Source organism: Klebsiella grimontii, assembly GCF_900200035.1.
Taxonomy (GTDB): domain Bacteria; phylum Pseudomonadota; class Gammaproteobacteria; order Enterobacterales; family Enterobacteriaceae; genus Klebsiella; species Klebsiella grimontii.
In genome coordinates, this window is the sequence record NZ_FZTC01000010.1 from 58,252 (window position 1) to 82,701 (window position 24,450).

Annotated in this window: 20 protein-coding genes; 8 read left to right on the top strand and 12 right to left on the bottom strand. The window is 56.8% G+C overall.

What is annotated here, in order from left to right:
* Positions 1-44 precede the first annotated feature (44 nt).
* The 4 genes from ytfE to KOSB73_RS03735 all read right to left on the bottom strand — a co-directional run bounded on the left by ytfE (position 45) and on the right by KOSB73_RS03735 (position 3,590).
* Positions 45-707, bottom strand: coding sequence for an iron-sulfur cluster repair protein YtfE (gene ytfE / locus KOSB73_RS03720; RefSeq protein ID WP_004871074.1), 663 nt, complete (start codon positions 705-707; stop codon positions 45-47).
* An 82-nt stretch (positions 708-789) separates the two neighbouring features.
* Complete coding sequence (locus KOSB73_RS03725; protein WP_049087221.1) at positions 790-1,761, bottom strand: DMT family transporter; 972 nt, start codon at positions 1,759-1,761, stop codon at positions 790-792.
* A gap of 75 nt (positions 1,762-1,836) precedes the next feature.
* The gene (locus KOSB73_RS03730) at positions 1,837-2,661 is read right to left on the bottom strand and encodes an AraC family transcriptional regulator (protein WP_024360268.1); all 825 of its coding nucleotides are present in this window, start codon (positions 2,659-2,661) and stop codon (positions 1,837-1,839) included.
* A gap of 80 nt (positions 2,662-2,741) precedes the next feature.
* Positions 2,742-3,590, bottom strand: coding sequence for an SDR family oxidoreductase (locus KOSB73_RS03735; RefSeq protein WP_049087214.1), 849 nt, complete (start codon positions 3,588-3,590; stop codon positions 2,742-2,744).
* Positions 3,591-3,680: 90 nt separating this feature from the next.
* On the opposite strand from KOSB73_RS03735, the gene KOSB73_RS03740 reads away from it, so the two are divergent.
* The gene (locus KOSB73_RS03740; protein WP_004871067.1) at positions 3,681-4,058 is read left to right on the top strand and encodes a winged helix-turn-helix transcriptional regulator; all 378 of its coding nucleotides are present in this window, start codon (positions 3,681-3,683) and stop codon (positions 4,056-4,058) included.
* A 52-nt stretch (positions 4,059-4,110) separates the two neighbouring features.
* On the opposite strand, the gene KOSB73_RS03745 is transcribed toward KOSB73_RS03740, so the two are convergent.
* Positions 4,111-6,054 (bottom strand): bifunctional 2',3'-cyclic-nucleotide 2'-phosphodiesterase/3'-nucleotidase, encoded by a 1,944-nt coding sequence (locus tag KOSB73_RS03745; RefSeq protein ID WP_064411405.1) that lies wholly within the window; start codon positions 6,052-6,054, stop codon positions 4,111-4,113.
* Between the two features lie 191 nt (positions 6,055-6,245).
* Between KOSB73_RS03745 and cysQ the strand changes: the two genes are divergently transcribed.
* Positions 6,246-6,989 carry a 3'(2'),5'-bisphosphate nucleotidase CysQ gene (gene cysQ, locus KOSB73_RS03750; RefSeq protein WP_004871063.1) on the top strand — a complete coding sequence of 248 codons (744 nt, stop codon included), beginning with the start codon at positions 6,246-6,248 and terminating at the stop codon, positions 6,987-6,989.
* On the opposite strand, the gene KOSB73_RS03755 is transcribed toward cysQ, so the two are convergent.
* Positions 6,979-7,536, bottom strand: a complete 558-nt coding sequence (locus KOSB73_RS03755; protein ID WP_004871061.1) for a YtfJ family protein — start codon at positions 7,534-7,536, stop codon at positions 6,979-6,981. The two genes, cysQ and KOSB73_RS03755, sit on opposite strands and share 11 nt — an antisense overlap.
* A gap of 322 nt (positions 7,537-7,858) precedes the next feature.
* Between KOSB73_RS03755 and KOSB73_RS03760 the strand changes: the two genes are divergently transcribed.
* Positions 7,859-8,065, top strand: coding sequence for a DUF1107 domain-containing protein (locus KOSB73_RS03760; protein ID WP_004128166.1), 207 nt, complete (start codon positions 7,859-7,861; stop codon positions 8,063-8,065).
* Positions 8,066-8,132: 67 nt separating this feature from the next.
* Here the strand turns inward: KOSB73_RS03760 and araC are convergent, their stop codons facing one another.
* The 5 genes from araC to msrA form a co-directional block, all read right to left on the bottom strand.
* The gene (gene araC, locus KOSB73_RS03765) at positions 8,133-9,005 is read right to left on the bottom strand and encodes an arabinose operon transcriptional regulator AraC (protein WP_024360272.1); all 873 of its coding nucleotides are present in this window, start codon (positions 9,003-9,005) and stop codon (positions 8,133-8,135) included.
* A 30-nt stretch (positions 9,006-9,035) separates the two neighbouring features.
* The gene (locus KOSB73_RS03770) at positions 9,036-11,045 is read right to left on the bottom strand and encodes a beta-galactosidase (protein ID WP_098140247.1); all 2,010 of its coding nucleotides are present in this window, start codon (positions 11,043-11,045) and stop codon (positions 9,036-9,038) included.
* An 18-nt stretch (positions 11,046-11,063) separates the two neighbouring features.
* Positions 11,064-12,296, bottom strand: coding sequence for an oligosaccharide MFS transporter (locus KOSB73_RS03775; RefSeq protein WP_024360274.1), 1,233 nt, complete (start codon positions 12,294-12,296; stop codon positions 11,064-11,066).
* A gap of 196 nt (positions 12,297-12,492) precedes the next feature.
* The gene (gene paeA / locus KOSB73_RS03780) at positions 12,493-13,836 is read right to left on the bottom strand and encodes a polyamine export protein PaeA (RefSeq protein WP_004098030.1); all 1,344 of its coding nucleotides are present in this window, start codon (positions 13,834-13,836) and stop codon (positions 12,493-12,495) included.
* Positions 13,837-14,021: 185 nt separating this feature from the next.
* Positions 14,022-14,660: a peptide-methionine (S)-S-oxide reductase MsrA gene (msrA, locus tag KOSB73_RS03785; RefSeq protein WP_004871050.1), complete on the bottom strand. Its 639-nt coding sequence runs from the start codon at positions 14,658-14,660 to the stop codon at positions 14,022-14,024.
* Between the two features lie 209 nt (positions 14,661-14,869).
* On the opposite strand from msrA, the gene tamA reads away from it, so the two are divergent.
* From tamA to KOSB73_RS03800, 3 genes are read left to right on the top strand one after another with little or no spacing between them, the layout of a single operon-like run.
* A complete protein-coding gene (gene tamA / locus KOSB73_RS03790) occupies positions 14,870-16,603 on the top strand; it encodes an autotransporter assembly complex protein TamA (protein WP_024360275.1) in 1,734 nt (577 codons plus the stop codon).
* The gene (gene tamB / locus KOSB73_RS03795) at positions 16,600-20,376 is read left to right on the top strand and encodes an autotransporter assembly complex protein TamB (protein ID WP_098140248.1); all 3,777 of its coding nucleotides are present in this window, start codon (positions 16,600-16,602) and stop codon (positions 20,374-20,376) included. Before tamA ends, tamB begins: the two co-directional genes overlap by 4 nt.
* A 2-nt stretch (positions 20,377-20,378) precedes the next feature.
* Positions 20,379-20,723, top strand: coding sequence for a gamma-glutamylcyclotransferase family protein (locus tag KOSB73_RS03800; RefSeq protein WP_004871046.1), 345 nt, complete (start codon positions 20,379-20,381; stop codon positions 20,721-20,723).
* A gap of 156 nt (positions 20,724-20,879) precedes the next feature.
* On the opposite strand, the gene ppa is transcribed toward KOSB73_RS03800, so the two are convergent.
* Positions 20,880-21,407 (bottom strand): inorganic diphosphatase, encoded by a 528-nt coding sequence (ppa, locus tag KOSB73_RS03805; RefSeq protein WP_004098041.1) that lies wholly within the window; start codon positions 21,405-21,407, stop codon positions 20,880-20,882.
* A gap of 403 nt (positions 21,408-21,810) precedes the next feature.
* Here ppa and ytfQ point away from each other — a divergent pair, with 403 nt between their 5' ends.
* Both ytfQ and ytfR read left to right on the top strand, forming a co-directional pair.
* On the top strand, positions 21,811-22,767 hold the full coding sequence (ytfQ, locus tag KOSB73_RS03810; RefSeq protein ID WP_004098043.1) for a galactofuranose ABC transporter, galactofuranose-binding protein YtfQ: 957 nt from the start codon (positions 21,811-21,813) through the stop codon (positions 22,765-22,767).
* A 180-nt stretch (positions 22,768-22,947) separates the two neighbouring features.
* The gene (ytfR, locus tag KOSB73_RS03815) at positions 22,948-24,450 is read left to right on the top strand and encodes a galactofuranose ABC transporter, ATP-binding protein YtfR (protein ID WP_004871040.1); all 1,503 of its coding nucleotides are present in this window, start codon (positions 22,948-22,950) and stop codon (positions 24,448-24,450) included.

Here is a 24,450-nt window from a genome sequence, read left to right on the forward strand (position 1 = left end):
AATAAGACTGACAATGTCGAGGGCGCCTGCGGGCGCCTTTTTTATTACTTTCCGGCGAGGGCACGCGGGAACAGCACGTTATTTTCGAGGCTGATGTGCTCCATCAGGTCATCAATCAGTTCGTTGATGCCGTTGTACATCGCTTTCCAGGTGGTGCAGGCTTCCGGCGGAGGCGTCACGTTCTGCGTGATGTGCTTAATCACCTCCAGCAGCTCGCCCGCTTCATCATGCTCGCTTTCCATGACGCTGATAGGACCGCCGGCCTGCGTTCCCATGCCCTGTTTGATCATCGGGAACAGAATCTGCTCCTCTTTCATCATATGGCTGGAAAGCTCCTGGTGCAGCATGGTCAGATACTTGGTCAGGCCCTTCGGAACGTTGGGCTTGTCGGCATGAACGCGCTCGACTTTGGTGGCCTGTAAAATTAGCTCCGGCAGCTGTTCGCGATGCCTGTCGTGATAGCGAACGATAATGTGATCGATGATGTCCGCGTAGGGCGCAGCCCGCCAGTCGCGCTCCACCGGCTCTTCCGCCAGTTTAGCCAGCTCGGCTTCAATCACCGCGACGTCCAGCTCTTTGCGCGACGCCGCGCGCTCCAGCGTCTGTTTGCCGCCGCAGCAGTAGTCCATATCATATTGACGGAACAGCGCGGAGGCGCGCGGAATCGTCAGCGCCAGCTCGCCTAAAGGTTGGTCACGGAAAGCCATAGCAGTTACCTCGTCATCAAGAATATAAGTTGTATTTTAAATGCATCTTATTCTCCTGGGAATACCCCTTTGGGATACCTGGCTATTTTTTCTCGCTGACCAGCTCCTGCAGCGCGGGCTTTTCCGGGCGGGCACGCACCGCAGACACCACGCCGAGCACCAGCAGCAGGATACCGCTGAAGGTCAGAAGCGGCGGCAGGCTCTGGCGCAAAAGAAAGGTATACAGCAGTCCGGCAAGGGTTTCGAAGACAATCAGCGGCCCGAGGATCACCGTTGGCAGACGCTGGCTGGCGACGTTCCAGCACCACGCGCCGACCCATGAGCAGAAGATAGCGATCGCCAGCATCAGGGTGACAAATACCGCCGGACGCGGACCGAAAGGCAGCGGAAAGTCCGCGTGCTGGCCGTGCAGCCACCCGCAGGCGATGAGATACCCGGCCAGCGATACCGGCAGGGTGACCAGCGCCTGGGCGGTAGCCCACATCATCGGCGGTTTGTCCGGATTTTCCCGCAGCCAGCGGGCATTGCGCAGTGCGTACCAGGCCCAGCACACTACCGAGATTAGCGCCAGCGCGATACCGGAGCCGTAGCGCCAGGGGCTGAAATCGGGTAAACCCTGATGCAGTTCGGCAATATTGACGCACGCGAGGCCGAGGGCAATACAGACCAGCGCCGGAAACAGGCGTCGCCACGGCAGCTTGCCGTCGCGCTGGCTATAGAGCAGGTTAGCGAAAACCGGCAGCACAACCGGCAGGGTGCCGATAATCATCGTGGAGACCGGCGCGCCGGTACGCTGAATCGCGCTGGCCAGGCAGACGTAATAGATTAAGTTACCCATCATGGTCAGCCCCAGCGCCGTCCACCAATCTTTCTCGGTGAGCTGGCGCAGCCGCGCGCGGCCCAGCCAGGCCAGCGGCAGGGCGATAAGCCCCAGCGCCAGATAGCGCCCCATCGACTGTAAAACTGCCGGGTATTCCGGCACCAGTAAAGGACCCACGAATATCAATCCCCACATCAGCCCTGCCAGCAGGGCGTACAGCACACCACTAATCATCACGCCTTCCATTACTCTTTTCGTTGCCGACAGTGTAGGCGAGGCAAAAGCGGGAATATTGTATGAGGTTGCGCATTAGCGCGGGAGAACCTGCTTTTGATAACGCACCGGCGTAATGCCGTAGCGGCGGGTGAACGCGCGGGTCAGGTGCGACTGGTCGGTCAGTCCGGCGGCGAGGGCGACGTCGGCGGCGGGCATGCCGTGGGTGAGAAACGCTTTGGCGCGCCACAGGCGAATCGCCATCAGCATCTGGTGCGGCGTGACGTGAAAGTGCGCTTTGAACTGGCGTTGAAAATGGTATGGGCTGAGCGCTGCCACCTGCGCCAGCTCATCGAGGGTGACCGTACGCATATAGTTATCGTGCAGATAGTCGCGTACCCGCTCGAAGCGGTGACGGGCCTCGGGCAGCGCAGCGGCGTGATGGGCAAACGGACGGAAGGTATCGATTAGATCCAGCAGCAGACCCTGCTGCGCCAGCGGATCGTCGGTATGCCACAGGCCATAGATAAGATTGCCGATTTGCCGGGAGCGCAGCGGATCCTGGCGAACCACCTCGCTGAACCACCAGTGGCGTTCGCCGGTCACTTCTTCCAGCGTATCCGGGTCGAGATAAATCATCCGATAGCGCCAGCCGTCGGCGGTTTCCGCCTCGCCGGTGTGCAGCTCATCGGGATTCATGGTGACGATAGAGTTGACCGAAGCCACGTGCTGGCTGCCCCGATAGCGAAAACGCTCGGCGCCGAGCTCGATCGCGCCGATACCAAAGGCTTCATGGGTGTGCGGTTCAAAGGCGTAGCGGGAGATATGGGCATGATATAGCTCAACGCCGGGCAGCTGCGCCAGATGGCGGAAGCGCGCGCTGTCTCTTTCATCATTAAACTGCTCCGGTACGCCTTGCATGCGATAACTCCCGACGGACATCCTTTTATTATTGAGGATGGCCCGCCGGGATGCTACAAAAATTAACCACTATGTAACAGTTACAGAATGCCTTTGACGCTCTTTGCCAGCGTCGTGGTTGGGCGACCGATGAGCTTACTCAGAGTGCGGCTGTCGTCGAACAGACCGCCTTTGGAAGCGCCGGTATCGGAATCCGCCAGCATATCCGCCAGACCGGCAGGCAGCCCGACGCCCTTCAGCGCGGCGGCGAAGTCGGCTTCGCTGAGGTTTTGATACACCACATTTTTACCGCTTTGTTTGCTCAGCTCTGCGGCGAGTTCGCTCAGCGTCCACGCCTCATCACCCGCCAGCTCGTACACTTTTCCGGCGTGGCCCTCTTCGGCGATAACGCGAGCGGCGGCGGCGGCGTAGTCTGCGCGGGTCGCGGAGGCGATTTTGCCGTTACCGGCTGCGCCGATAAACACGCCGTGCTCAATCGACGGCGGCGCGCTGGCGAGATAGTTTTCGGTGTACCAGCCGTTGCGCAGCAGGGCATATGCAACGCCAGAGTCGGCGAGCATTTTCTCGGTGGCGATATGCTCATCCGCCAGCCCCAGCGGAGAGGTATCGGCGTGCAGCAGGCTGGTGTAGGCGATAAATTTTACGCCGGCGGCTTTCGCGGCGTTAATCACGTTGCGGTGCTGGACGGCGCGCTGGCCGACTTCGCTGGACGAGATCAGCAGCAGTTTGTCTACGCCCTGCAGGGCGGCGGTCAGCGCGGCTTCGTCGCCGTAGTCGGCCTGACGAACCACTACGCCCTTTTGGCTCAGCGATTCGGCCTTCGCCGGGTTGCGCACGATAGCCACAACCTGGTCTGCGGGTACGGTAGTTAACAGATTTTCCAGGACGTGCTGGCCAAGCTGGCCGGTTGCGCCGGTAATTGCGATCATAGGTCTTCTCCTTCGTGTTCATTGGCAGTTGTGGTAAGCTAACACCTTAACTAACTTTTAGTAAGTACGTACAAAAAGGTAAGTATGAATATGGCGAATCTGACGCTGAGCGAGCAGCTACGCAACGGCAACCTGTTTGCCGAACAGTGCCCCTCGCGGGAAGTGCTCAAGCATGTGACCAGCCGCTGGGGCGTGTTGATTTTGGTGTCTCTGCGCGATGGCACCCATCGGTTTAGCGATCTGCGGCGTAAGATCGGCGGCGTCAGCGAAAAGATGCTGGCCCAGTCGCTCCAGGCGCTGGAACAGGACGGCTTTCTTAATCGCGTATCCTATCCGGTGGTGCCCCCGCACGTTGAATATAGTCTGACTCCGCTCGGTGAGCAGGTAAGCGAGAAGGTGGCGGCGCTGGCGGACTGGATTGAACTGAACCTGCCCGTGGTTCTGGCGAACCACGGGCAGGTAGCCTGAGGGTGATGCCTGGGTAGCCCCGGTAAGCGTAGCGCAACCGGGGAAGGGGCAATTACTGACTCAAATCCAGCTGATAAATGGCAAAACCGATATCGTCGGTGGCGACCTGACGCATTGGGTATTGCGCTTTCTCTTTGATAAACGCCGCGGCCTTATCGCCCGGAGAGGTTTCAAAGCGAATATCCAGCGGTACGCTGCTGTGGATCGGCGCCAGGCGCCAGTTGTTATCCGCCGCCGGATGGATCTCGCCGTTTTTCTTCGACTCCGCGCCAATCCACGCCGCCAGCACCGAGCGGTTTTCATCCGGTGAGGCGAACGCGATATGATCTTCGCCGGTGCCCTGGAATTTACCGCCGTAGGCGCGGTAGTTGTTGGTCGCGACGAGGAAAGTGGCGTTCGCATCGATCGGCTTGCCGTTAAAGGTCAGATGCTTAATTCGCTCGGCCTGCGGATTGACACTGTTGCATTCGCCGTCGTAGCGCGCCGGCTGGGTGATATCAATCTGGTAGTTCACGCCATCAATGACGTCGAAGTTGTAAGTGCGGAAGCCGTCCCAGTTAATCAGCGACTGCGGCTTGCTGCTGGCGGGGTCAATCTGATTGAACTGCCCGGCGGAGCACTCCAGCCACTCTTTCACCTCTTTACCGCTCACTTTCATCACCACCAGGGTGTTGGGATACAGGTAGAGATCGGCGGCATTGCGGAAGGTGAGCTGACCTTTTTCCACTTCCACAAAGCTGGCCGGATCGTTTTTCCGTCCGCCGACTTTAAACGGCGCGGCGGCGGAGAGTACCGGCAGCTTCGCCAGATCCGGGTCGCCCTGAATATAGTGCTCCACATAGGCTTTCTGGGCCATGTTGACTACCTGTACGGTCGGGTCGTCCTGCACCAGCGCCAGGTAGCTGTACATATTATCCGAGGATTTACCGATCGGTTTGCCGACAAACTCGCGGGTGGCGTCATGGTCGGCTTTTAATACCGCCACCATGTTGCTGTCTTCTGCCGCCAGCGATTTCTTCGCCGCCGCATCGTAGATCGGGCGCGCTTCGGCTTTCGCTGCGCTGACCTGCCATTTGCCGCTGTCGTTGTTCAGAACCAGATCGACCACCCCAAGATGATCGCCCCACATGCCCGGCATCACCGCCGGTACGCCGTTCAGCGTACCTTTAGCGATATCCGCGCCTTTAATACCGGCAAAATCTTTGCTCGGGAAGACGGCGTGCGCGTGGCCGAACATAATGGCATCGACGCCGGGCACCTGGCTTAAATAGTAAACGGAGTTCTCCGCCATCGCCTGATACGGGTCGGCGGAGAGGCCGGAGTGGGCAATGACCACGACCACGTCCGCGCCTTTTTCACGCATTTCCGGGACAAATTTGCGCGCGGTTGCGGTAATGTCGTTGACGGTGACTTTGCCGCTGAGATTGGCTTTATCCCATGTCATAATCTGCGGCGGTACGAAGCCGATATAGCCAATACGCAGCGTCTGCGTTTTGCCGTCGCTATCCTGAACCTGGGTATCCTGAATCAGATAAGGCGTAAACATCGGTTTGCCGGTTTTGGCATCGATGATATTGGCGTTCACGTAGGGGAATTTCGCGCCGGCCAGCGCTTTGTGCAGGAAGTCGAGCCCGTAGTTAAACTCGTGGTTACCGAGGTTCCCCACCGCATAGTCCAGGGTATTCATCGCTTTATAGACCGGGTGAACATCGCCCTCTTTCAGCCCCTTCGCCGCCATATAGTCGCCCAGCGGGCTGCCCTGAATGACGTCGCCGTTATCGACCAGCACGCTGTTTTTGGCTTCCTGGCGTGCTTTTTCAATCAGGGTTGCGGTGCGCACCAGGCCAAATTTTTCCGTGGCGCTGTCTTTGTAATAGTCAAAGTCCATCATATTACTGTGCAGATCGGTGGTTTCCATGATCCGCAAATCGACCGTCGCCGCATTTACGCTGGCGGCGATCAGCGTGGCCAGCAGCGTTGCGCTAAACTTAATCATCAGTGGCGTCCTTTTTTATGAGCAATGGCACAGAAGAAAATGTATTTACATTCTGTTGCTTACAGAAATGTGAATCATGCCAGAAAAGCGATGAATGAAACCGCCATCGTTATCACAGATAGCGGAACTCACAATGATGCGATATAAATAAAACAACGAGTTAACGCCACTGTAACCAGACGAGGTGGAGAATGTTAGAACAAGTATGTCAGCTTGCACGGAACGCGGGCGATGCCATTATGGAAGTTTACGATGGAAAACAGCCGATGGACATCGCCAGCAAGAAGGACGATTCTCCGGTCACGGCCGCGGATATTGCGGCGCACAAGGTGATTATTAGCGGCCTGCTGGCGCTGACGCCCGATATTCCGGTTCTGTCGGAAGAGGACCCGCCGGCCTGGGAGGTGCGCCAGCACTGGCAGCGCTACTGGCTGGTGGACCCGCTGGACGGCACCAAAGAGTTTATCAAGCGCAACGGCGAGTTTACCGTCAATATCGCTTTGATTGAAAACGGGAAACCGATCCTTGGCGTGGTCTACGCGCCGGTGATGAAGGTGATGTACAGCGCGGAAAAGGGCAAAGCATGGAAAGAGGAGTGCGGCGTTCGCAAGCAGATTCAGGTCCGCGATGCGCGTCCGCCGCTGGTGGTGATTAGCCGCTCCCACGGTAATGACCCGGAGCTGCAGGAGTATCTGGAGCAGCTTGGCGAACACCAGACGACCTCAATCGGTTCGTCGCTGAAGTTTTGTCTGGTCGCCGAAGGGCAGGCCCAGCTTTATCCGCGCTTCGGGCCGACCTCCACCTGGGACACCGCGGCCGGTCATGCGGTCGCCAGCGCCGCCGGGGCGCACGTTCACGACTGGCAGGGGCGTACCCTGGATTACACGCCGCGTGAATCGTTCCTCAACCCCGGCTTCCGGGTCTCTATTTATTAAGCAGCTTGTGCAGCAGGGCCACTACCTGCTGCACTTCCTCCTGGCTGAGCGCGCCGTCTTTAGCCCACTGTACGCGGCCGTCTTTATCCAGCACCACGATGGCCGAACTCTCTTCATTGAGCTGCCATGCTTTGCGGACCACACCGTTGCTGTCGACGATAAACTGCGACCAGGGGTAGAGCTGCTTGTTGCTCTCAATACTGCTGCGGACAAACACGCCTGAACCCGGGATAGCGTCATCGGTATTAACGATGGTGGTGGTTTGATAGCGATCGTGCGGGAGCTTCGCGCTCTTAATGGCTTCAATCAGAGTGGCGTTTTTTTCTTTTGCCGACGAGCGCCCGGCAATATGCTGCACGACGCGCACTTTCCCCGCCAGCTGCGCGCTATTCCAGCTTTTATAGCTAAACTTATCGTTATTCAGCACCAGTTCCCCTCGATCCGCGACGCCGACCGGCGCAACGCGCTGACCGTCGACAAAGTTGTGCGCCGAGGCGATCAGCGGGAACAGGAGACATGAAACGGCCAGTAATCTACGTAGGGTCATGGTGTTTCCTTTTATTATCTTTGCAGGTGATCCGACCACTTGGTCTTCTTTAATCATAAGTGCGATTTATGCGCATTACCCGCAATGATGGTGCCAGTTTGCGTGTTAACGCACAAATTCGTCCAAAATCGGCGACTTATACTACCTTCATCGGATGCCTGAAACGAAAACTCTGAATTATTGTCATCATAAGGTAAATAAACTTATACATACTGGGTATCACTCAGATTCTGGACTATAGTTTCAGGGCACTAAAATTTGCGCTTCCGGTACGTGGGCTAACTGTGGCACCACAGGAGCGTAACCCTGGCAGGAGACAACAATGAAAATTTTCCAACGCTACAATCCGCTACAAGTAGCGAAGTACGTGAAGATCCTGTTCCGTGGACGTTTGTATATCAAGGACGTTGGCGCTTTTGAGTTTGATAAGGGCAAAATCCTTATCCCGAAGGTGAAGGACAAGCTGCATTTGTCGGTGATGTCCGAAGTCAATCGTCAGGTTATCCGTCTGCAGACAGAGATGGCATAATCTGAAAAGTGGTATGGCTACACGGTAAAAAGGCGGCTCCCAACGGGAGCCGTTGATGTTTCTGGACCTACCCCTTCATTTCCGCATAGCGTTTGCGGTACTCGCCCGGCGGAATGCCGTTATGCTTGCGGAAAATGCGCGTGAAATAGACCGGGTCTCCATAACCTACCGACAGGGCGATTTTGTTAAGCGGCAGCGACGTGGTTTGGATCAGCCACTTTGCGCGGTTAATGCGCTGCGCCTCGCGCCAGGCGTAAACCGTTTGCCCCAGTTCATTTTTGAACAGATGCGCCAGCCGGGAGGGGGAGATAAAAACCATCGCCGCCAGGTTCTCAATCTTAATCTCCTGGGCAATATGTTCGTTAAGATAGTCGCATACGGCGTTAATCCGCGGATCGTGGGCGTGGCGGTTGCTGATCGGCTGTCGCTGAAAGCAGCTCAGGATCAGGCGCTCCAGCGCGTTCATCGCCAGCGCCTCCGACAGCGGGGCGGAAGCGGAGTGATGGCGGATGACCTCATAGAACAGATCGCGCAGGCTTTGCAGCTGCTCAGGATCGTTGACCGTGGTTTTGCCGATACCGTGCGCTGTTTGATCCCACTTTAGCCAGTCTATCCAGTAGGGGCGAGGGATAAAGTAGATCCATAAGTGATCCCAGTAGTCGCTGTGTTCGTCCCGTCCATAATGGTGGGGAACGCCGGGGGGAAAGAGCAGCAGGTCGTTTTCACGAAACAGAAGAGAGCCGTCGCCCGCTTTCGCGCGCGCCTGGCCGCGCAGGGTCAGATTGATGATGTAACCTTTCATTCCCTGCGGGCGGTTAATGTAGTAGTCCAGCTTTGAGCCACGGGTGATGGGAGTAAAGCCGGCGACGACCCAGGCGTTGAAGGTAAAGGTCTTCATCAATGGCGAGAAGTTCAGTAGCTCATTGATATCCAGTTCCATCGTTTCCCCCGCCCGAGTGCCGCCGCTCGCTTAACTTTCGATGATACTAAATTCCCATGCCCTGAGACGCAACGGCTGGCCGCAGTGAACTTTTTCCCCGCTCAGCAGCGCGTTACCCGATGTCTCGCTGATAAACGCCAGCGGATCGCCGGAGTAGTTAAACAGGAAGTGGATGCTATTGCCGTCGCGGTTGCGCATCTTTTTGACCACCAGCGGATAGCGGTAGGCCGAGGTGCGTGAACGCAGATCCAGACCCGCCGTCAGCCGGTCGAACAGCTGACTAATCAGCGTTTTTTGCGGCAGGAAGCCAACGTAAATCGCCCGGCCCTGGCCGTAATCCGCCTCGGTGGCGGCGGCATAATCGCTCCATGCCGGATGCTGATAGCGCAGTAGCGTACGGGTACCGGCGTCCGGCGTCAGCAGCTCCATCCACAGCTCGGCCTGGTTATCTTTACTGCAATCAATGTCCGCGCTGCACGCGCTTACCGTCGTCTCTTCCGGCAGGGTGAACTGGCTGTAGCTCACGCCGCAGCTTTCGCGCAAAACTCCCGGCTGCGCGCCGCTGCGCACCTTCACGTTTTCATCGCTAAAGCCCGATTTAAAGCCGATCAGCGCTCTGCCGCCCTGTTCAATATAGCGGTTAATGCGCGTAAGCAGGCCATCATCCGCGGCGTAGAGTCCGGGTACGATCAGCACGCGGTAGCGCGCGGTTTCCTCGTTAACGTCGTGAATAATATCGAGGCTGATATTGTGGTCGTACAGCGCATCGTGGAAGCGGCGGAAAATATCGTTATAAATATTGCCCTGCGCGTCGCCGGGGCGGAACTGGTTGAGGGCGTCCATCGCCTCATTGCTGATCAGCAGCGCGACGTCGTTTTCCGCCTTCAGCTCCGCCAGCTGCGGCGACAGGCGGGCGAAGTCAGCCCCGATAGTGGTGGCCTCCTGCCAGGTCGCGTTGCGCGAAAAGTCATGGCTTAACAGCCCTTTCCAGTAAGTTTCGAACGCATTATGAATCGAATGCCAGTGCCAGTAGGAGACCATCGCCGCTCCCGAGGCCACGTGGCTAAAGGCCTGCAGGCGCAGCTGGCCAGGATAAGGGGTCCACTGGGCAAAGCCTTGCGCCTGGGTTTCCAGCACGAAGTAGTTGTTGCCCTGCTTGAGCGAGCGCGTAATGGCGCCGCCAAACGCGATTTCCCGCCCGGTCAGGTGCTTCTGGCTCGGGTGATAGATATCGACACCGGCAATATCCAGCGCCTGCGCCGCCGCAAAATGGTCGACTCGCGGCTGCACGCCGTAGGAGTAGCCGCGCCATTCAAAATCGAAGTTGTGGGTGACGAACTGATGCGGCTGGGCATATTCGCGCACGATCTCCGCCTGCCAGGCGAGATACTCCGTCACCTGCTGGCGCTGGTAGCGAGAGAACGCGCAGGCGAGGCTGGCGTTAATGGTATTCTCGACCGGCGGAAAATCCTGCCAGCTATCAATACGGTTGCTCCAGTAGTCCAGACCAAAATCGTTATTCAACCGGTCGAGATCGGGGTATTTTTCTCGCAGGCTGCGCACAAACCCCTCCTGCATATAGCGGCCGATATTATCGTAATGCTTGGTTTCATTATCCAGCTGCCAGCCAATAATTGCCGGATGTCGCTGCACGTGCGCCATTAGCGTACGAATAATCTTTTCGGCATAGCGGCGAAAGGTCGGGTTGACGATATCCATAATCTGGCGCGGGCCATATTTTTGCTGGCCATCGACGGTGGTGACCAGTATGTCCGGATGTTTAGCCGCCAGCCAGGCCGGGACGGCGTAAGTCGGCGTGCCGATAATCACCGCGATCCCCGCCTCATGCATGGCATCCAGCACCCGGTCGATATGATAGAAGTTATATTCGCCCTCCCGGGGCTCGAGCGTACTCCAGGTCGATTCGGCAATGCGCACCACGTTAATGCCCGTTTCCTGCATTAAGGCGATATCTTTCGCCAGCCGATCTTCCGGCATATATTCATCGTAATAGGCCACGCCATAAAATAAATCAGACATACAGGTTACCTCCTTAAATTAATGCGCGGGCGCCGGCTGCGGGGCAAAAGCGCGCGCTTTATCCAGCGTAATAAATGAAATCAGCGTAAAGCACAGGGCGATACCGCCGAGCACGATATAGCTGCTGGTAAAGCCCATGCTCTGGTACATATGACCGATGCCGGTAGAAAGGAAAATAGAGCTAAAGCTTTTCGAAAACTGGAAGCCGATTAAATAAACCGTGGCTGATAGCAGCGGGTTGAAGTTGGCGGTGATATATTTCAGCGCGGCGACGAGTAATACTGAACTTTCAAAACCGTGCAGCAGTTTAATCAGGCTAATGGACACAGGACCCATAGCCCAGGCCGAGCCGATAATGCGCAGACTCATAATCATTCCGCAGTACAGCAGCGCATTTTTCGGGCCGATTTTATTCACGAACCATGGGGCGAAGAACATCACCACCGCATCAAGGAAAATCTGACCGGTGGTTAAATAGCCGAACACTTCCGCGCCGCGCGCTTTGCTCTCAAAGAAGTGGCTGTAATAGATGGCGAACTGCTGGTCGTAGGTTTCATATACTGCGCCGACGCCAATCGTGTAGATCGCGAAGAACCAGAATTTCTTCATTTTCAGCAGCGAGGCGGCGTCGCTCAGGGTGACCGGAGAGGCTTTACGACTCTGCATCGCGCCTTGTTTATGCGCGCTGATCTGCATTTTCCAGACAATGACCAGCAGGCATACGCCGGCGCAGCTGGCCAGCCAGAAAATCATGTTCTGGTCGATGCCGTAGAGCTTGCCTGCCGCGAAGGTGCCAATAGCCGCGCCAATGCCGCCAAACATTCTGGCGCGACCAAACTCAAAGCCGGAAGCGCGGCTGACTTTATCAATGTAAGCTTCGCAAATACCGCAGCCTGCGCCGTAGGCCATGCCAATATAAATACCGCCGGCCAGCGCCCCGAGAAATACGTTAACTTTTAATAATGGCGCAAAGACGTAGATCCAGTAAGGGGCGAAAAGGGTAATAATGATGGCCAGCATCCACATCAGGTTTTTACGATAGACGAGCCTGTCGGAGATGAACCCGAATAATGGTTGAACGCAAACGGCAATAACCGCAGTAAAGGAATAAACCAGACCGACATCGGTGTAATTAATACCGATGGTTTCCGTTAACCACAATGATAAATAAGGATAGCAGCATCCCCAGCCAATAAAGAAGAACAGGAAGAACAGACAGCTTATATAGTAGTTTTTATTTGATTCTATCATGGTAACCCTCGCTTCCTTTATTCAGGAATATGATCGTGTAGTCGCGAGCAAAGTTACCTTTTTGCGAAGCGGGGAGTCATGAACGTTTCGCTATGGAGCAGTAAAAATCTGCTATCGCCCGAGGGGCGTGAGCCGCCTCACATTCGGGCAATAAAAAAGGCGGATTTTCATCCGCCTTATCGGTTCGTCAAACGCGTTACGCCGACTCTTTATCACTATTCGCCGCGTCCGGTAGCTTGGGCACCAGCACCGTCGGCTTATTGTCGATACGGGTCACCAGCAGCTGATCGATGCGGTAGTTATCGATATCCACCACTTCGAACTTATAGCCGGAAAATTTCACCGCGTCGGTCCGCTTGGGAATTTTACGCAGCATAAACATCATAAAGCCGCCAATGGTCTCGTAATTGCCGGACTGCGGGAAATCATCGATATCCAGCACCCGCATCACGTCATCAATCGGCGTTCCGCCGTCGATGAGCCAGGAGTTTTCATCGCGCGCGACGATCTGCTCTTCCAGCCCCTGGCCGACGAGGTCGCCCATCAGGGTGGTCATCACGTCGTTCAGGGTGATAATCCCGACCACCAGCGCATACTCGTTCATGATCACGGCGAAGTCTTCACCGGCGGTTTTAAAGCTTTCCAGCGCTTCAGAGAGCGTCAGGGTATCCGGGACAATCAGCGTATTGCGAATCTGCACGCCGCCGGTCAGCACCAGGCTCTGGTTCGCCAGCACGCGGTTCAGCAGATCTTTAGAATCAACGTAGCCGATGATGTGGTCGATATCTTCGTTACACACCAGGAATTTGGAGTGCGGATGCTCCGCGACCTTATTTTTCAGGCTCTGCTCATCCTCATGAAGATCGAACCAGATGACGTTTTCACGCGAGGTCATGGATGAAGGCACGGTGCGCGATTCTAGCTCGAACACGTTTTCAATCAGCTCATGCTCCTGCTTACGCAGCACCCCGGCCAGCGCGCCGGCTTCCACGACGGCGTAAATATCATCGGAGGTAATGTCGTCTTTACGCACCATCGGAATTTTGAACAGGCGGAAGATGTTGTTGGCCATGCCGTTAAACAACCACACCAGCGGGCGGAAGATAAACAAGCAGAAGCGCATCGGGTTGATGATGCGTAAAGCGACGGCTTCAGGCGCAATCATACCGATGCGTTTCGGAGTCAGGTCAGCAAACAGAATGAACAGGCTGGTGACCAGGGTAAAAGAAATAATAAAGCTCAGCTGCTCGGAGAGCTCCGGCGACAGATAGCGGCTCAGCAGGCCGTAGAAAGCCGGTGAAAACGCAGCATCGCCGACGATACCGCCGAGAATCGCCACCGCGTTGAGACCGATTTGCACCACGGTAAAGAACATACCGGGGTTTTCCTGCATCTTCAGCACGCGTTGAGCGTTGATGTTGCCATCATCGGCTAGCAGCTTGAGTTTGATTTTACGTGATGCGGCCAGCGAGATTTCCGATATCGAAAAGAACGCACTGACGGCTATCAGACAGAGTATGACTAAAATACTGTTTAACATATCTTATCTGACCGTTGAGATCAGATCCTCGGAAGGGAAGTGGATAACGCTAAGTGGAATTCACAAAAAGCCGGTCCGAAGGCTCTGGACCGGCGATAGCACGGCGTAGTATAGCGTAAGGTACTGTAAAGCCGCCAGAGCGTAAATTATTCAATCCGGCGGCCTGCGGGAACCACGCGGCGGCATCAGGCCTGCGGCGGCAAACAAACGCCGATTCCGCCGATACCGCAGTATCCGTACGGGTTTTTATGCAGATACTGCTGGTGATCGTCTTCGGCATAATAGAACGGCTTCGCCGTCGCTATCTCGGTGGTGATCGTCCGGGTGTCGTTCGCTTCATTCATTGCCGCCTGGAAACGCGCCAGGCTGGCCTGTGCCGCCTCGCTCTGCTCCGGCGTCAGCGGATAAATCGCGGAACGATACTGGGTACCGCGATCGTTACCCTGCTGCATACCCTGCGCCGGGTCGTGGTTTTCCCAGAAGACCTGGAGCAGCTGCTCATAGCTGATAACCTGCGGATCGTAGACCACGCGCACCGCTTCGGCGTGGCCGGTCTCGCCGCTGCACACTTCGCGGTAGGTTGGGTTTGGCGTATAGCCGCCGGTGTAGCCGGCGGCGGTACTGTAGACGCCGGGCAGCTGCCAGAACAGGCGTTCGACGCCCCAGAAGCAGCCCATGGCGAACAGAGCGATTTCCATTCCTGCGGGAACGTTGGTCATCGAGTGACCATTGACGGCGTGGAGCGTAGCCACCGGCATCGGCGTGTTGCGTCCCGGCAGCGCGTCCGCTTGGGCGACAAGATGCGTTTTATCAAATAGACTCACGGTGGGCCTCTCAAAACAGAAAATGTGGTTAAGGTTGTAACCAAGCGCGTCTTTTAACACAATAAACGCGCTTAATACGTCTAGATTTAAACATAAGAATTATTTGGGATAACGTCTATTTTTCAACCCTTGATTGTTAGGGTTTTGTTAAGCCGTGGAGCGGCGCTTTCGTTTCCTTCGGGGGGAAACAAGGATATTCAGGAGAAAACGTGCTACAAATCCGCCAGTTATGTATCACCAGCCTTTTGCTGGTCAGCGGGGTCGCCAGCGCAGCGAGCGTGCGTTTGCAGGTTGAGGGGTTATCCGGGGAACTGGAAAAAAACGTCCGCGCCCAACTATCTACGATCCAGAGCGATGAAGTCACGCCGGACCGGCGCTTTCGCGCGCGCGTTGATGATGCTATCCGCGAAGGCCTGAAAGCGCTCGGCTACTACGAACCGACGATCGATTTTGATTTACGTCCGCCGCCGGCGAGGGGCCGCCAGGTCCTGATCGCCAAAGTCACGCCCGGCGAGCCGGTGCGTATTGGCGGCACCGAAGTGATTTTACGCGGCGGCGCCCGAACCGATCGCGACTATCTGGATTTGTTAAAAACGCGCCCGGCGATCGGCACCGTGCTGAACCACAGCGACTATGATGGCTTCAAAAGCTCCCTGACCCGCGTTGCGCTACGTAAAGGCTATTTTGATAGCGAATTTAATAAAAGCCAGCTCGGCGTCTCTCTCGACCGGCATCAGGCCTTCTGGGATATCGACTACAACAGCGGCGAGCGCTACCGCTTTGGCCCGGTCACTTTTGAAGGCTCGCAAATTCGCGACGAATATCTGCAAAACCTGGTGCCGTTTAAGCAGGGCGACTACTACACCTCCCAGGATCTCGCCGAACTGAACCGCCGCCTGGCGGCAACCGGCTGGTTTAGCTCCGTCGTGGTGGCGCCGCAGTTTGAAAAATCCCGCCAGACCAAAATTCTGCCTTTGCAGGGTGTGGTCTCTCCGCGTAAAGAGAATACCGTTGAAACCGGGGTCGGCTACTCAACCGACGTCGGGCCGCGCGTCAAAGGCACCTGGAGAAAGCCGTGGATGAACTCCTACGGCCACAGCCTGACCTCCAGCCTCAGCCTTTCCGCCCCGGAACAGCAGCTTGATTTCAGCTATAAAGTGCCGTTGTTAAAAAGCCCGCTGGAGCAGTACTACCTGATGCAGGGCGGCTTTAAGCGTACCGATCTTAACGATACCAAAGCCGACTCTACGACCCTCGGGGTATCACGTTTTTGGGAGATGTCGAGCGGCTGGCAGCGCGCGCTGAACCTGCGCTGGAGCCTCGACCACTTTACCCAGGCCAACGTCACTAACACCACCATGCTGATCTACCCCGGCGTGTCGGTGAACCGTACCCGCTCGCGCGGCGGCCTGATGCCGACCTGGGGCGATTCGCAGCGCTATTCGGTGGACTACTCCAACACCATGTGGGGCTCGGACATCAACTTTATCGTGATGCAGGCGCAGGACGTCTGGATCCGCACCCTGTATGACCGCCACCGCTTCGTGGTGCGCGGCAATCTTGGCTGGATTGAGGCCGATAACTTCAGCAAGGTCCCGCCGGATCTGCGTTTCTTCGCCGGTGGCGACCGCAGCATTCGCGGATATAAATACAAATCTATCTCGCCAAAAGATGATGACGGCAAGCTGATGGGGGCCTCGAAACTGGCCACCGGCTCGCTGGAGTATCAGTACAACGTGAGCGGCAAATGGTGGGGCGCGGTGTTTGTCGATAGCGGCGAAGCGGTGAGCGATATCCGCGAGAGCAACTTTAAAACCGGCGCCGGCCTCGGCGTGCGCTGGCAGTCTCCGGTCGGACCAATCAAGCTGGATATCGCCAGACCGATCGGCGACAAAGAAGAGCACGGTTTACAGTTTTATATCGGCCTGGGGCCTGAATTATGAGTTTATGGAAGAAGATAAGCCTCGGCGTACTGATTTTTCTTGTGCTGCTGCTGGGGACGGTAGGATTCCTGGTGGGGAGCACCACCGGCCTGCATCTGGTGATCAAAGCCGCCGACCGCTGGGTTCCGGGGCTGGAGATCGGCAAAGCGACCGGCGGCTGGCGCGATTTGACGCTGGAGAACGTGCGCTTTGAGCAGCCGGGCGTGGCGGTCACCGCTGGCCAGTTCCACCTCGGCGTCAAGCTGCGCTGCCTGTGGGACAGCAGCCTGTGCGTCAACGATCTTTCTCTGCGCGATATTTATGTGGCGATCGATACCAGCAAGATGCCGCCGGCGGCGCCGGTTGAAGAAGAAGATAGCGGCCCGCTGAATCTCTCCACGCCTTATCCCATCACCCTGAGCCGGGTGGCGCTGCATAACGTCAACGTAAAAATTGACGATACCGCCGTCTCGCTGCGCGACTTTACCAGCGGTCTGAACTGGCAGGAGAAAAACCTGACCCTGACGCCGACCTCCCTGCAGGGGTTGCTCATCGCGCTGCCGAAGGTGGCGAAGGTGGCCCAGGAGCAGGTGGTCGAGCCGAAAATTGACAATCCGCAGCCGGAAGAAAAGCCGCTCGGCGAGACGATGAAAGATCTGTTCTCGACGCCGGTGCTGCCGGAAATGACCGACGTCCATCTGCCGTTGAATCTCAATATTCAGGCCTTCCGCGGCGAGCAGCTGCGTCTCACCGGCGATACCGATATCACCATCTATAATCTGCTGCTCAAAGTCAGCAGCATTGATGGGCAGATGAAGCTGGACGCGCTGGACGTGGACTCCGACCAGGGCAAAGTCACGGCTTCCGGCAACGCCCAGTTGCAGGATAACTGGCCGGTCGATATTACCCTCAACAGTACGCTGAATATTGATCCCCTGAAGGGCGAGAAAGTGCAGTTGAAAGTGGGCGGTGAAGTCCGTAAGAAGCTTACGCTCGGCGTGGATTTAAACGGTCCCGTGACGATGACCCTGCGCGCCGAAACGCAGCTGGCGGAGGCGGGGCTGCCGCTGGATATGGAGATTAAAAGCAAGCAGCTTTACTGGCCGTTCACCGGCGAGAAAGCGTATCAGGCTGACGATCTCCTGCTGAAATTTAACGGCAAGATGACCGACTACACCCTGGCCTTCAGCACCGCGGTCAAAGGGCAGTCGCTGCCGCCGGCGAAGATTAACCTCGACGCCAAGGGCAACGAGCAGCAGGTCAATCTTGATAAGCTGACCGTCGCCGCTCTCGAAGGGAAAACCGAACTGAAGGCGCTGCTCGACTGGCAGCAGGCGATCAGCTGGCGCGGTGAACTGACGCTTAACGGTATCAACACCGCTAAAGAGGTGCCGGACTGGCCGTCGAAGCTCAACGGCCTGATTAAGACCCAGGGCAGCCTGTACGGCGGCAGCTGGCAGATGTCGGTACCGGAGCTGAAAATCACCGGTAACGTGAAGCAAAATAAAGTCGATGTGAGCGGGTCGCTGCAGGGCAACAGCTATATGCAGTGGAAAATCCCCGGTCTGCATCTGGCGTTAGGCCCCAACAGCGCTGACGTGAAAGGCGAGCTGGGGGTCAAAGATCTTAACCTTGACGCCACCATTGACGCGCCGCATCTCGACAACGCCCTGCCGGGCCTGGGCGGGACGGCGAAGGGGCTGGTGAAAGTTCGCGGCACCGTCGACGCGCCGCAGCTGCTGGCGGACATCACCGCCCGGGCGCTGCGCTGGCAGGAGCTGTCGGTGGCCCAGGTGAACGTGAAGGGTGATGTGAAGTCAACCGACCAGATTGGCGGTAGCCTCGACGTGCGCGTGGACCGTATCAGCCAGCCGGGCGTCAATATCAGCCTGGTGCAGCTCAATGCGAAGGGCAACGAGAAGCAGCACGACCTGCAGCTGCGGGTGCAGGGCGATCCGGTCTCCGGGCAGCTGTCGCTGGCGGGGAGCTTTGACCGCAAAGCGGAGCGCTGGAGAGGCACGCTGAGCAATACCCGTTTCCAGACCCCGGTGGGGCCGGTGGCGCTGACGCGCAATATCGCGCTGGATTACCGTAACCTCGAACAGAAAATCAGCATCGGGCCGCACTGCTGGACTAACCCGAACGCCGAGCTGTGCGTACCGCAGACCATCGACGCCGGGGCAAGCGGGCGCGCGGTGGTGAACCTCAACCGTTTCGACCTCGCGATGCTGAAGCCGTTTATGCCGGAAGCGACCCAGGCCAGCGGCGTGTTTAGCGGCAATGCCGATGTGAGTTGGGACACCACCAAAGAGGGGCTGCCGCAGGGCAAAGTGACGCTGAACGGGCGTAACGTGAAGGTCACTCAGACGGTCAACGACGCGCCGCTGCCGGTGGCTTTCGATACTCTCAACCTCACCGCCGATCTGCATAATAATCGCGCCCAACTGGGCTGGCTGATTCGCCTGACCAACAATGGTCAGCTGGACGGGCAGGTGCAGGTCACCGATCCGCAGGGCCGACGCAATCTGGGCGGCAACGTCAATATCAACAACTTCTCGCTGGCGATGATTAACCCTATCTTCTCGCGCGGCGAAAAGGCGGAAGGGAGACTGAATGCGCGCCTGACGCTTGGCGGCAACCTTCAGAGTCCGCAGCTGTTCGGTCAGATGCAGCTGAATGGCGTTGATATTGACGGTAACTTTATGCCGTTCGATATGCAGCCGAGCCAGCTGGCGATGAATTTCACCGGTACCCGCTCGACCCTACAGGGAACGGTGAATACCAGCCAGGGCCACATCGCGCTTAGCGGCAACGCCGACTGGACGCAGATTGACAACTGGCGCGCGCAGATTGCGGCGAAGGGCAGCCGGGTACGGATAACCGTGCCGCCGATGGTGCGCCTGGATGTCTCGCCGGACGTGGTGTTTACCGCCACGCCAAGCCTGTTTAACCTGGATGGCAGCGTTGATGTGCCCTGGGCGCGTATCGTGGTCAACGAAGTGCCGGAAAGCGCCGTTGGGGTCTCATCTGACGAAGTGATGCTGGATAAAAATCTGCAGCCGATTAAGCAGCAGAGCGCCGGTATCCCTATCAACAGCAACCTGACGATTCACGTAGGCAACAACGTTCGTCTCGATGCCTTCGGTCTGAAAGCGCGTCTGACCGGCGATTTGAAAGTGGCGCAGGATAAACAGGGGCTGGGACTGAACGGGCAGATCAACATCCCGGAAGGCCGCTTCCATGCCTACGGCCAGGATCTGATCGTGCGTAAAGGCGAGCTGCTGTTCTCCGGTCCGCCGGATCAGCCGCTGCTGAATATCGAAGCCATTCGTAACCCGGACGCCACCGAGGACGACGTTATCGCCGGCGTTCGCGTGACCGGCTCGGCCGATCAGCCGAAAGCGGAGATTTTCTCCGATCCGGCGATGTCGCAGCAGGAAGCGCTCTCTTACCTGCTCCGCGGGCAGGGTTTAGGCAGCGGACAGAGCGATAGTGCGGCAATGACCTCCATGCTTATTGGTATGGGGGTTGCACAAAGTGGTCAGGTTGTGGGTAAAATCGGCGAGACGTTTGGCGTAAGCAATCTGGCGCTGGATACCGAGGGAGTGGGCGACTCCTCCCAGGTGGTGGTCAGCGGCTATGTGCTGCCCGGTCTGCAGGTAAAATATGGGGTAGGGATCTTTGATTCCCTGGCGACGTTGACGTTACGTTATCGCCTGATGCCTAAGCTATATATGGAAGCCGTGTCTGGTGTAGACCAGGCTCTCGATTTGCTCTATCAGTTTGAGTTTTAGCAATGCGAATATTTGTTTACGGCAGTTTACGACGCAAACAAGGCAACAGCCACTGGATGACCAACGCTCAGTGGTTGGGCGATCATAGTGTCAATGATTATCAACTGTACAGCCTGGGCCACTATCCAGGCGCGGTGCCCGGCGATGGCACGGTACATGGTGAAGTCTATCGTATTGACGCATCGACGCTGGCTGAATTGGATGCGCTGCGTACCAAAGGCGGCGAGTATGCTCGTCACCTGATCCAGACGCCCTACGGTAGCGCCTGGATGTATGTCTATCAGCGCCCCGTTGAGGGCTTCACGCGGATAGAAAGCGGCAACTGGTTGGATAAAGACCAGTATTAATAACGATAACGCCACCTTCGGGTGGCGTTGTTTTTTGCGGGGGTAACTTTTGTCGCCCCGCCAAGGCGCGTTAGTCGCTAACCGGGAAATGGCTCAATATCCCAAATAAAAACACCGCCCGGAGGCGGTGTTTTCGCTAACCTGAGTGCGGCAGAATTACTTCTTAGCGCGCTCGAAGGAAGCCACGATTTCAGCTTTCGCCGCTTCGGCGTTGTCCCAGCCGTCAACCTTAACCCATTTGCCCGCTTCGAGGTCTTTATAGTGCTCGAAGAAGTGGGTGATCTGCGCTTTCAGCAGTTCCGGCAGGTCGTTCACATCTTTGATGTGATCGTACTCTTTGCTCAGCTTGGTGTGCGGTACCGCAACCAGCTTCGCATCTTCACCGGATTCGTCGGTCATTTTCAGTACGCCGACCGGACGGCAGCGGATGACTGAACCTGGCTCCAGCGGGTACGGCGTCGGGACCAGAACGTCAACCGGGTCGCCGTCCAGGGAGAGAGTGTGGTTGATGTAGCCGTAGTTGCACGGATAGAACATCGCCGTGGACATGAAACGGTCAACGAACAGTGCACCGCTCTCTTTGTCGACTTCGTATTTAATAGGATCTGCGTTCGCCGGGATCTCGATCACGACGTAGATGTCTTCCGGCAGATCTTTGCCCGCAGGTACGTTGAGTAAGCTCATGTCTGTTTCCTTTAAAATGTATGGCAAACAAGTGCCCGGTATTATAGCCAACTCGCATCGAATGTCTTCGCTTCTTTTTCTCCAGAACGGGTGGGGGGAGTCTGAATTTTTCCCCGCTATACAGCCTGAAAATCCATAAACATAGCCGCATACTGAATAAATTTATGTAACCGTTTTCATTGCATATGCTTGATATCTCAAAGCGTGAAAAATTTCGTCATAAACGGCGAAGCTCGCGCGGGTCGCGAAGCCTCACCGGCTCTCCGCTGCTGAAAAGCGTATCGATTAACATCTAATTAACTTTTTTGAAGTGTGATGTAACGCATTCAGTTACATCTCCGATTGTCTATAGTTTGTTCGCCGGTGAGGCTTTAACCAACAATAACCCTACGAGGATCCTCTTATGTGGAAGCGCTTACTTCTTGTCACAGCAGTTTCCGCAGCTATGTCGTCTATGGTCATGGCTGCCCCTCTTACCGTAGGTTTTTCGCAGGTCGGTTCTGAATCCGGCTGGCGTGCGGCCGAAACTAACGTCGCGAAGGAAGAGGCCGCGAAGCGCGGCATCACTCTGAAGATTGCCGACGCCCAACAAAAACAGGAAAACCAGATTAAAGCCGTACGCTCCTTCATCGCTCAGGGCGTCGATGCCATCTTCATCGCTCCGGTAGTGGCGACCGGCTGGGAGCCGGTACTGAAGGAAGCGAAAGAAGCCAAAATCCCGGTATTCCTGCTCGACCGCTCAATTGATGTCAAAGACAAAGATCTCTATATGACCACCGTTACCGCGAACAACGTGCTGGAAGGCCAGCTGATCGGTGAGTGGCTGGTGAAAACCGTCGACGGCAAGCCGTGTAACGTTGTTGAACTGCAGGGCACCGTGGGGGCCAGCGTGGCGATTGACCGCAAGAAAGGCTTCGCTGAAGCCATTTCTAAAGCCTCCAATATCAAGATTATCCGCTCCCAGTCCGGCGACTTTACCCGCAGTAAGGGTAAAGAAGTGATGGAGAGCTTTATCAAAGCGGAGAACAACGGCAAGAACATCTGCATGGTTTACGCCCATAACGACGACATGGTGATTGGCGCCATTCAGGCGATTAAAGAGGCCGGGCTGAAGCCGGGCAAAGATATCCTCACCGGCTCTATCGACGGGGTGCCGGATATCTATAAAGCGATGATGGCCGGCGAGGCTAACGCCAGCGTTGAGCTGACGCCGAATATGGCCGGCCCGGCGTTCGATGCGCTGGAGAAATACAAAAAAGACGGCACCCTGCCTGAAAAAGTCACCATCACCAAATCGACCCTTTATCTGCCGGATACGGCGAAAGAAGAGTTAGAGAAGAAGAAAAATATGGGCTACTAAGTAGCGAAAAACAGGCACGCTCCCGGTGGCGCTATGCGCTCCGGGCGACAGGTTCATCGCCGTCTGCGGATTGAGTAGCCCGGACAGGCGCGCAGCGCCGCCTCCGGGATTTTCCCGGTCGCTAAAGCGCGGCTGAGCTCCCTCTCCCTGCCGGGGAGAGGGTTAAGGTGAGGGGAGAGCATGAACGGCGAACAACATCAGGAAATCCTTCGTACTGAAGGGCTAAGCAAATTTTTCCCCGGCGTGAAGGCGCTGGATAACGTTAATTTCAGCCTGCGCCGGGGCGAAATCATGGCTCTGTTAGGCGAAAACGGCGCGGGTAAATCCACCCTGATTAAAGCGCTTACCGGCGTCTACCACGCCGACCGCGGGGCAATCTGGCTGGAAGGCCGGGAAATCTCGCCAAAAAATACCGCCCACGCCCAGCAGTTGGGGATCGGCACCGTCTATCAGGAAGTGAACCTGCTGCCTAACATGTCGGTGGCGGATAATCTGTTTATTGGCCGCGAGCCCCGGCGCTTTGGCCTCCTGCAGCGCAAAGAGATGGAAAAACGCGCCACCGCGCTGATGGCGTCCTACGGTTTTTCTCTCGATGTCCGTGAACCGCTGAACCGCTTTTCGGTCGCCATGCAGCAGATTGTCGCGATCTGCCGGGCAATTGACCTGTCAGCAAAAGTGTTAATTCTTGATGAACCGACCGCCAGCCTGGATACCCAGGAGGTGGAAATGCTCTTCACCCTGATGCGCCAGCTGCGCGATAGCGGCGTCAGCCTGATTTTCGTCACCCACTTCCTCGACCAGGTTTATGCCGTCAGCGACCGCATCACCGTTCTGCGTAACGGCGGTTTTGTCGGCTGCCGGGAAACCCGCGAGCTGCCGCAAATTGAACTGGTGAAAATGATGCTGGGCCGCGAGCTGGAGCATAACGCCCTGCAGCGTGCGGGCCGCACCCTACTGAGCGATAAGCCGGTGGCCGCCTTCGAAGATTTTGGCAAAAAAGGCACTATTGCACCGTTTAATCTGCAGGTCCGTCCCGGTGAAATCGTCGGTCTGGCAGGACTGTTAGGCTCAGGACGCACGGAAACCGCGGAAGTCATTTTCGGCATTAAACCCGCCGACAGCGGCAAAGCGTGGATCAAAGGCAAGCCGCAAACCCTGCGCTCGCCGCATCAGGCATCGTGCCTCGGGATCGGCTTCTGTCCGGAAGATCGTAAAACCGACGGCATAATCGCCGCCGCCTCGGTGCGGGAAAATATCGTTCTCGCGCTACAGGCGCAGCGCGGCTGGCTACGACCGATTAGTCGCCGCGAACAAAATGAGATTGCCGAACGTTTTATTCGTCAACTCGGTATTCGTACCCCCAGCGCTGAACAGCCGATCGAATTTCTCTCCGGCGGTAATCAGCAGAAGGTGCTGCTCTCCCGCTGGCTGCTGACGAAGCCGCAGTTCCTGATCCTCGATGAACCGACGCGCGGTATTGACGTTGGCGCCCACGCCGAAATCATCCGCCTGATCGAAACCCTGTGCGCCGATGGCCTGGCGCTGCTGGTCATCTCTTCAGAGCTGGAAGAGCTGGTGGGTTACGCCGATCGGGTGATTATCATGCGCGATCGCCAGCAGGTGGCGGAGCTGGCGCTGAGCGAGCTCTCCGTACCGGCGATCATGAACGCTATTGCGGCATAA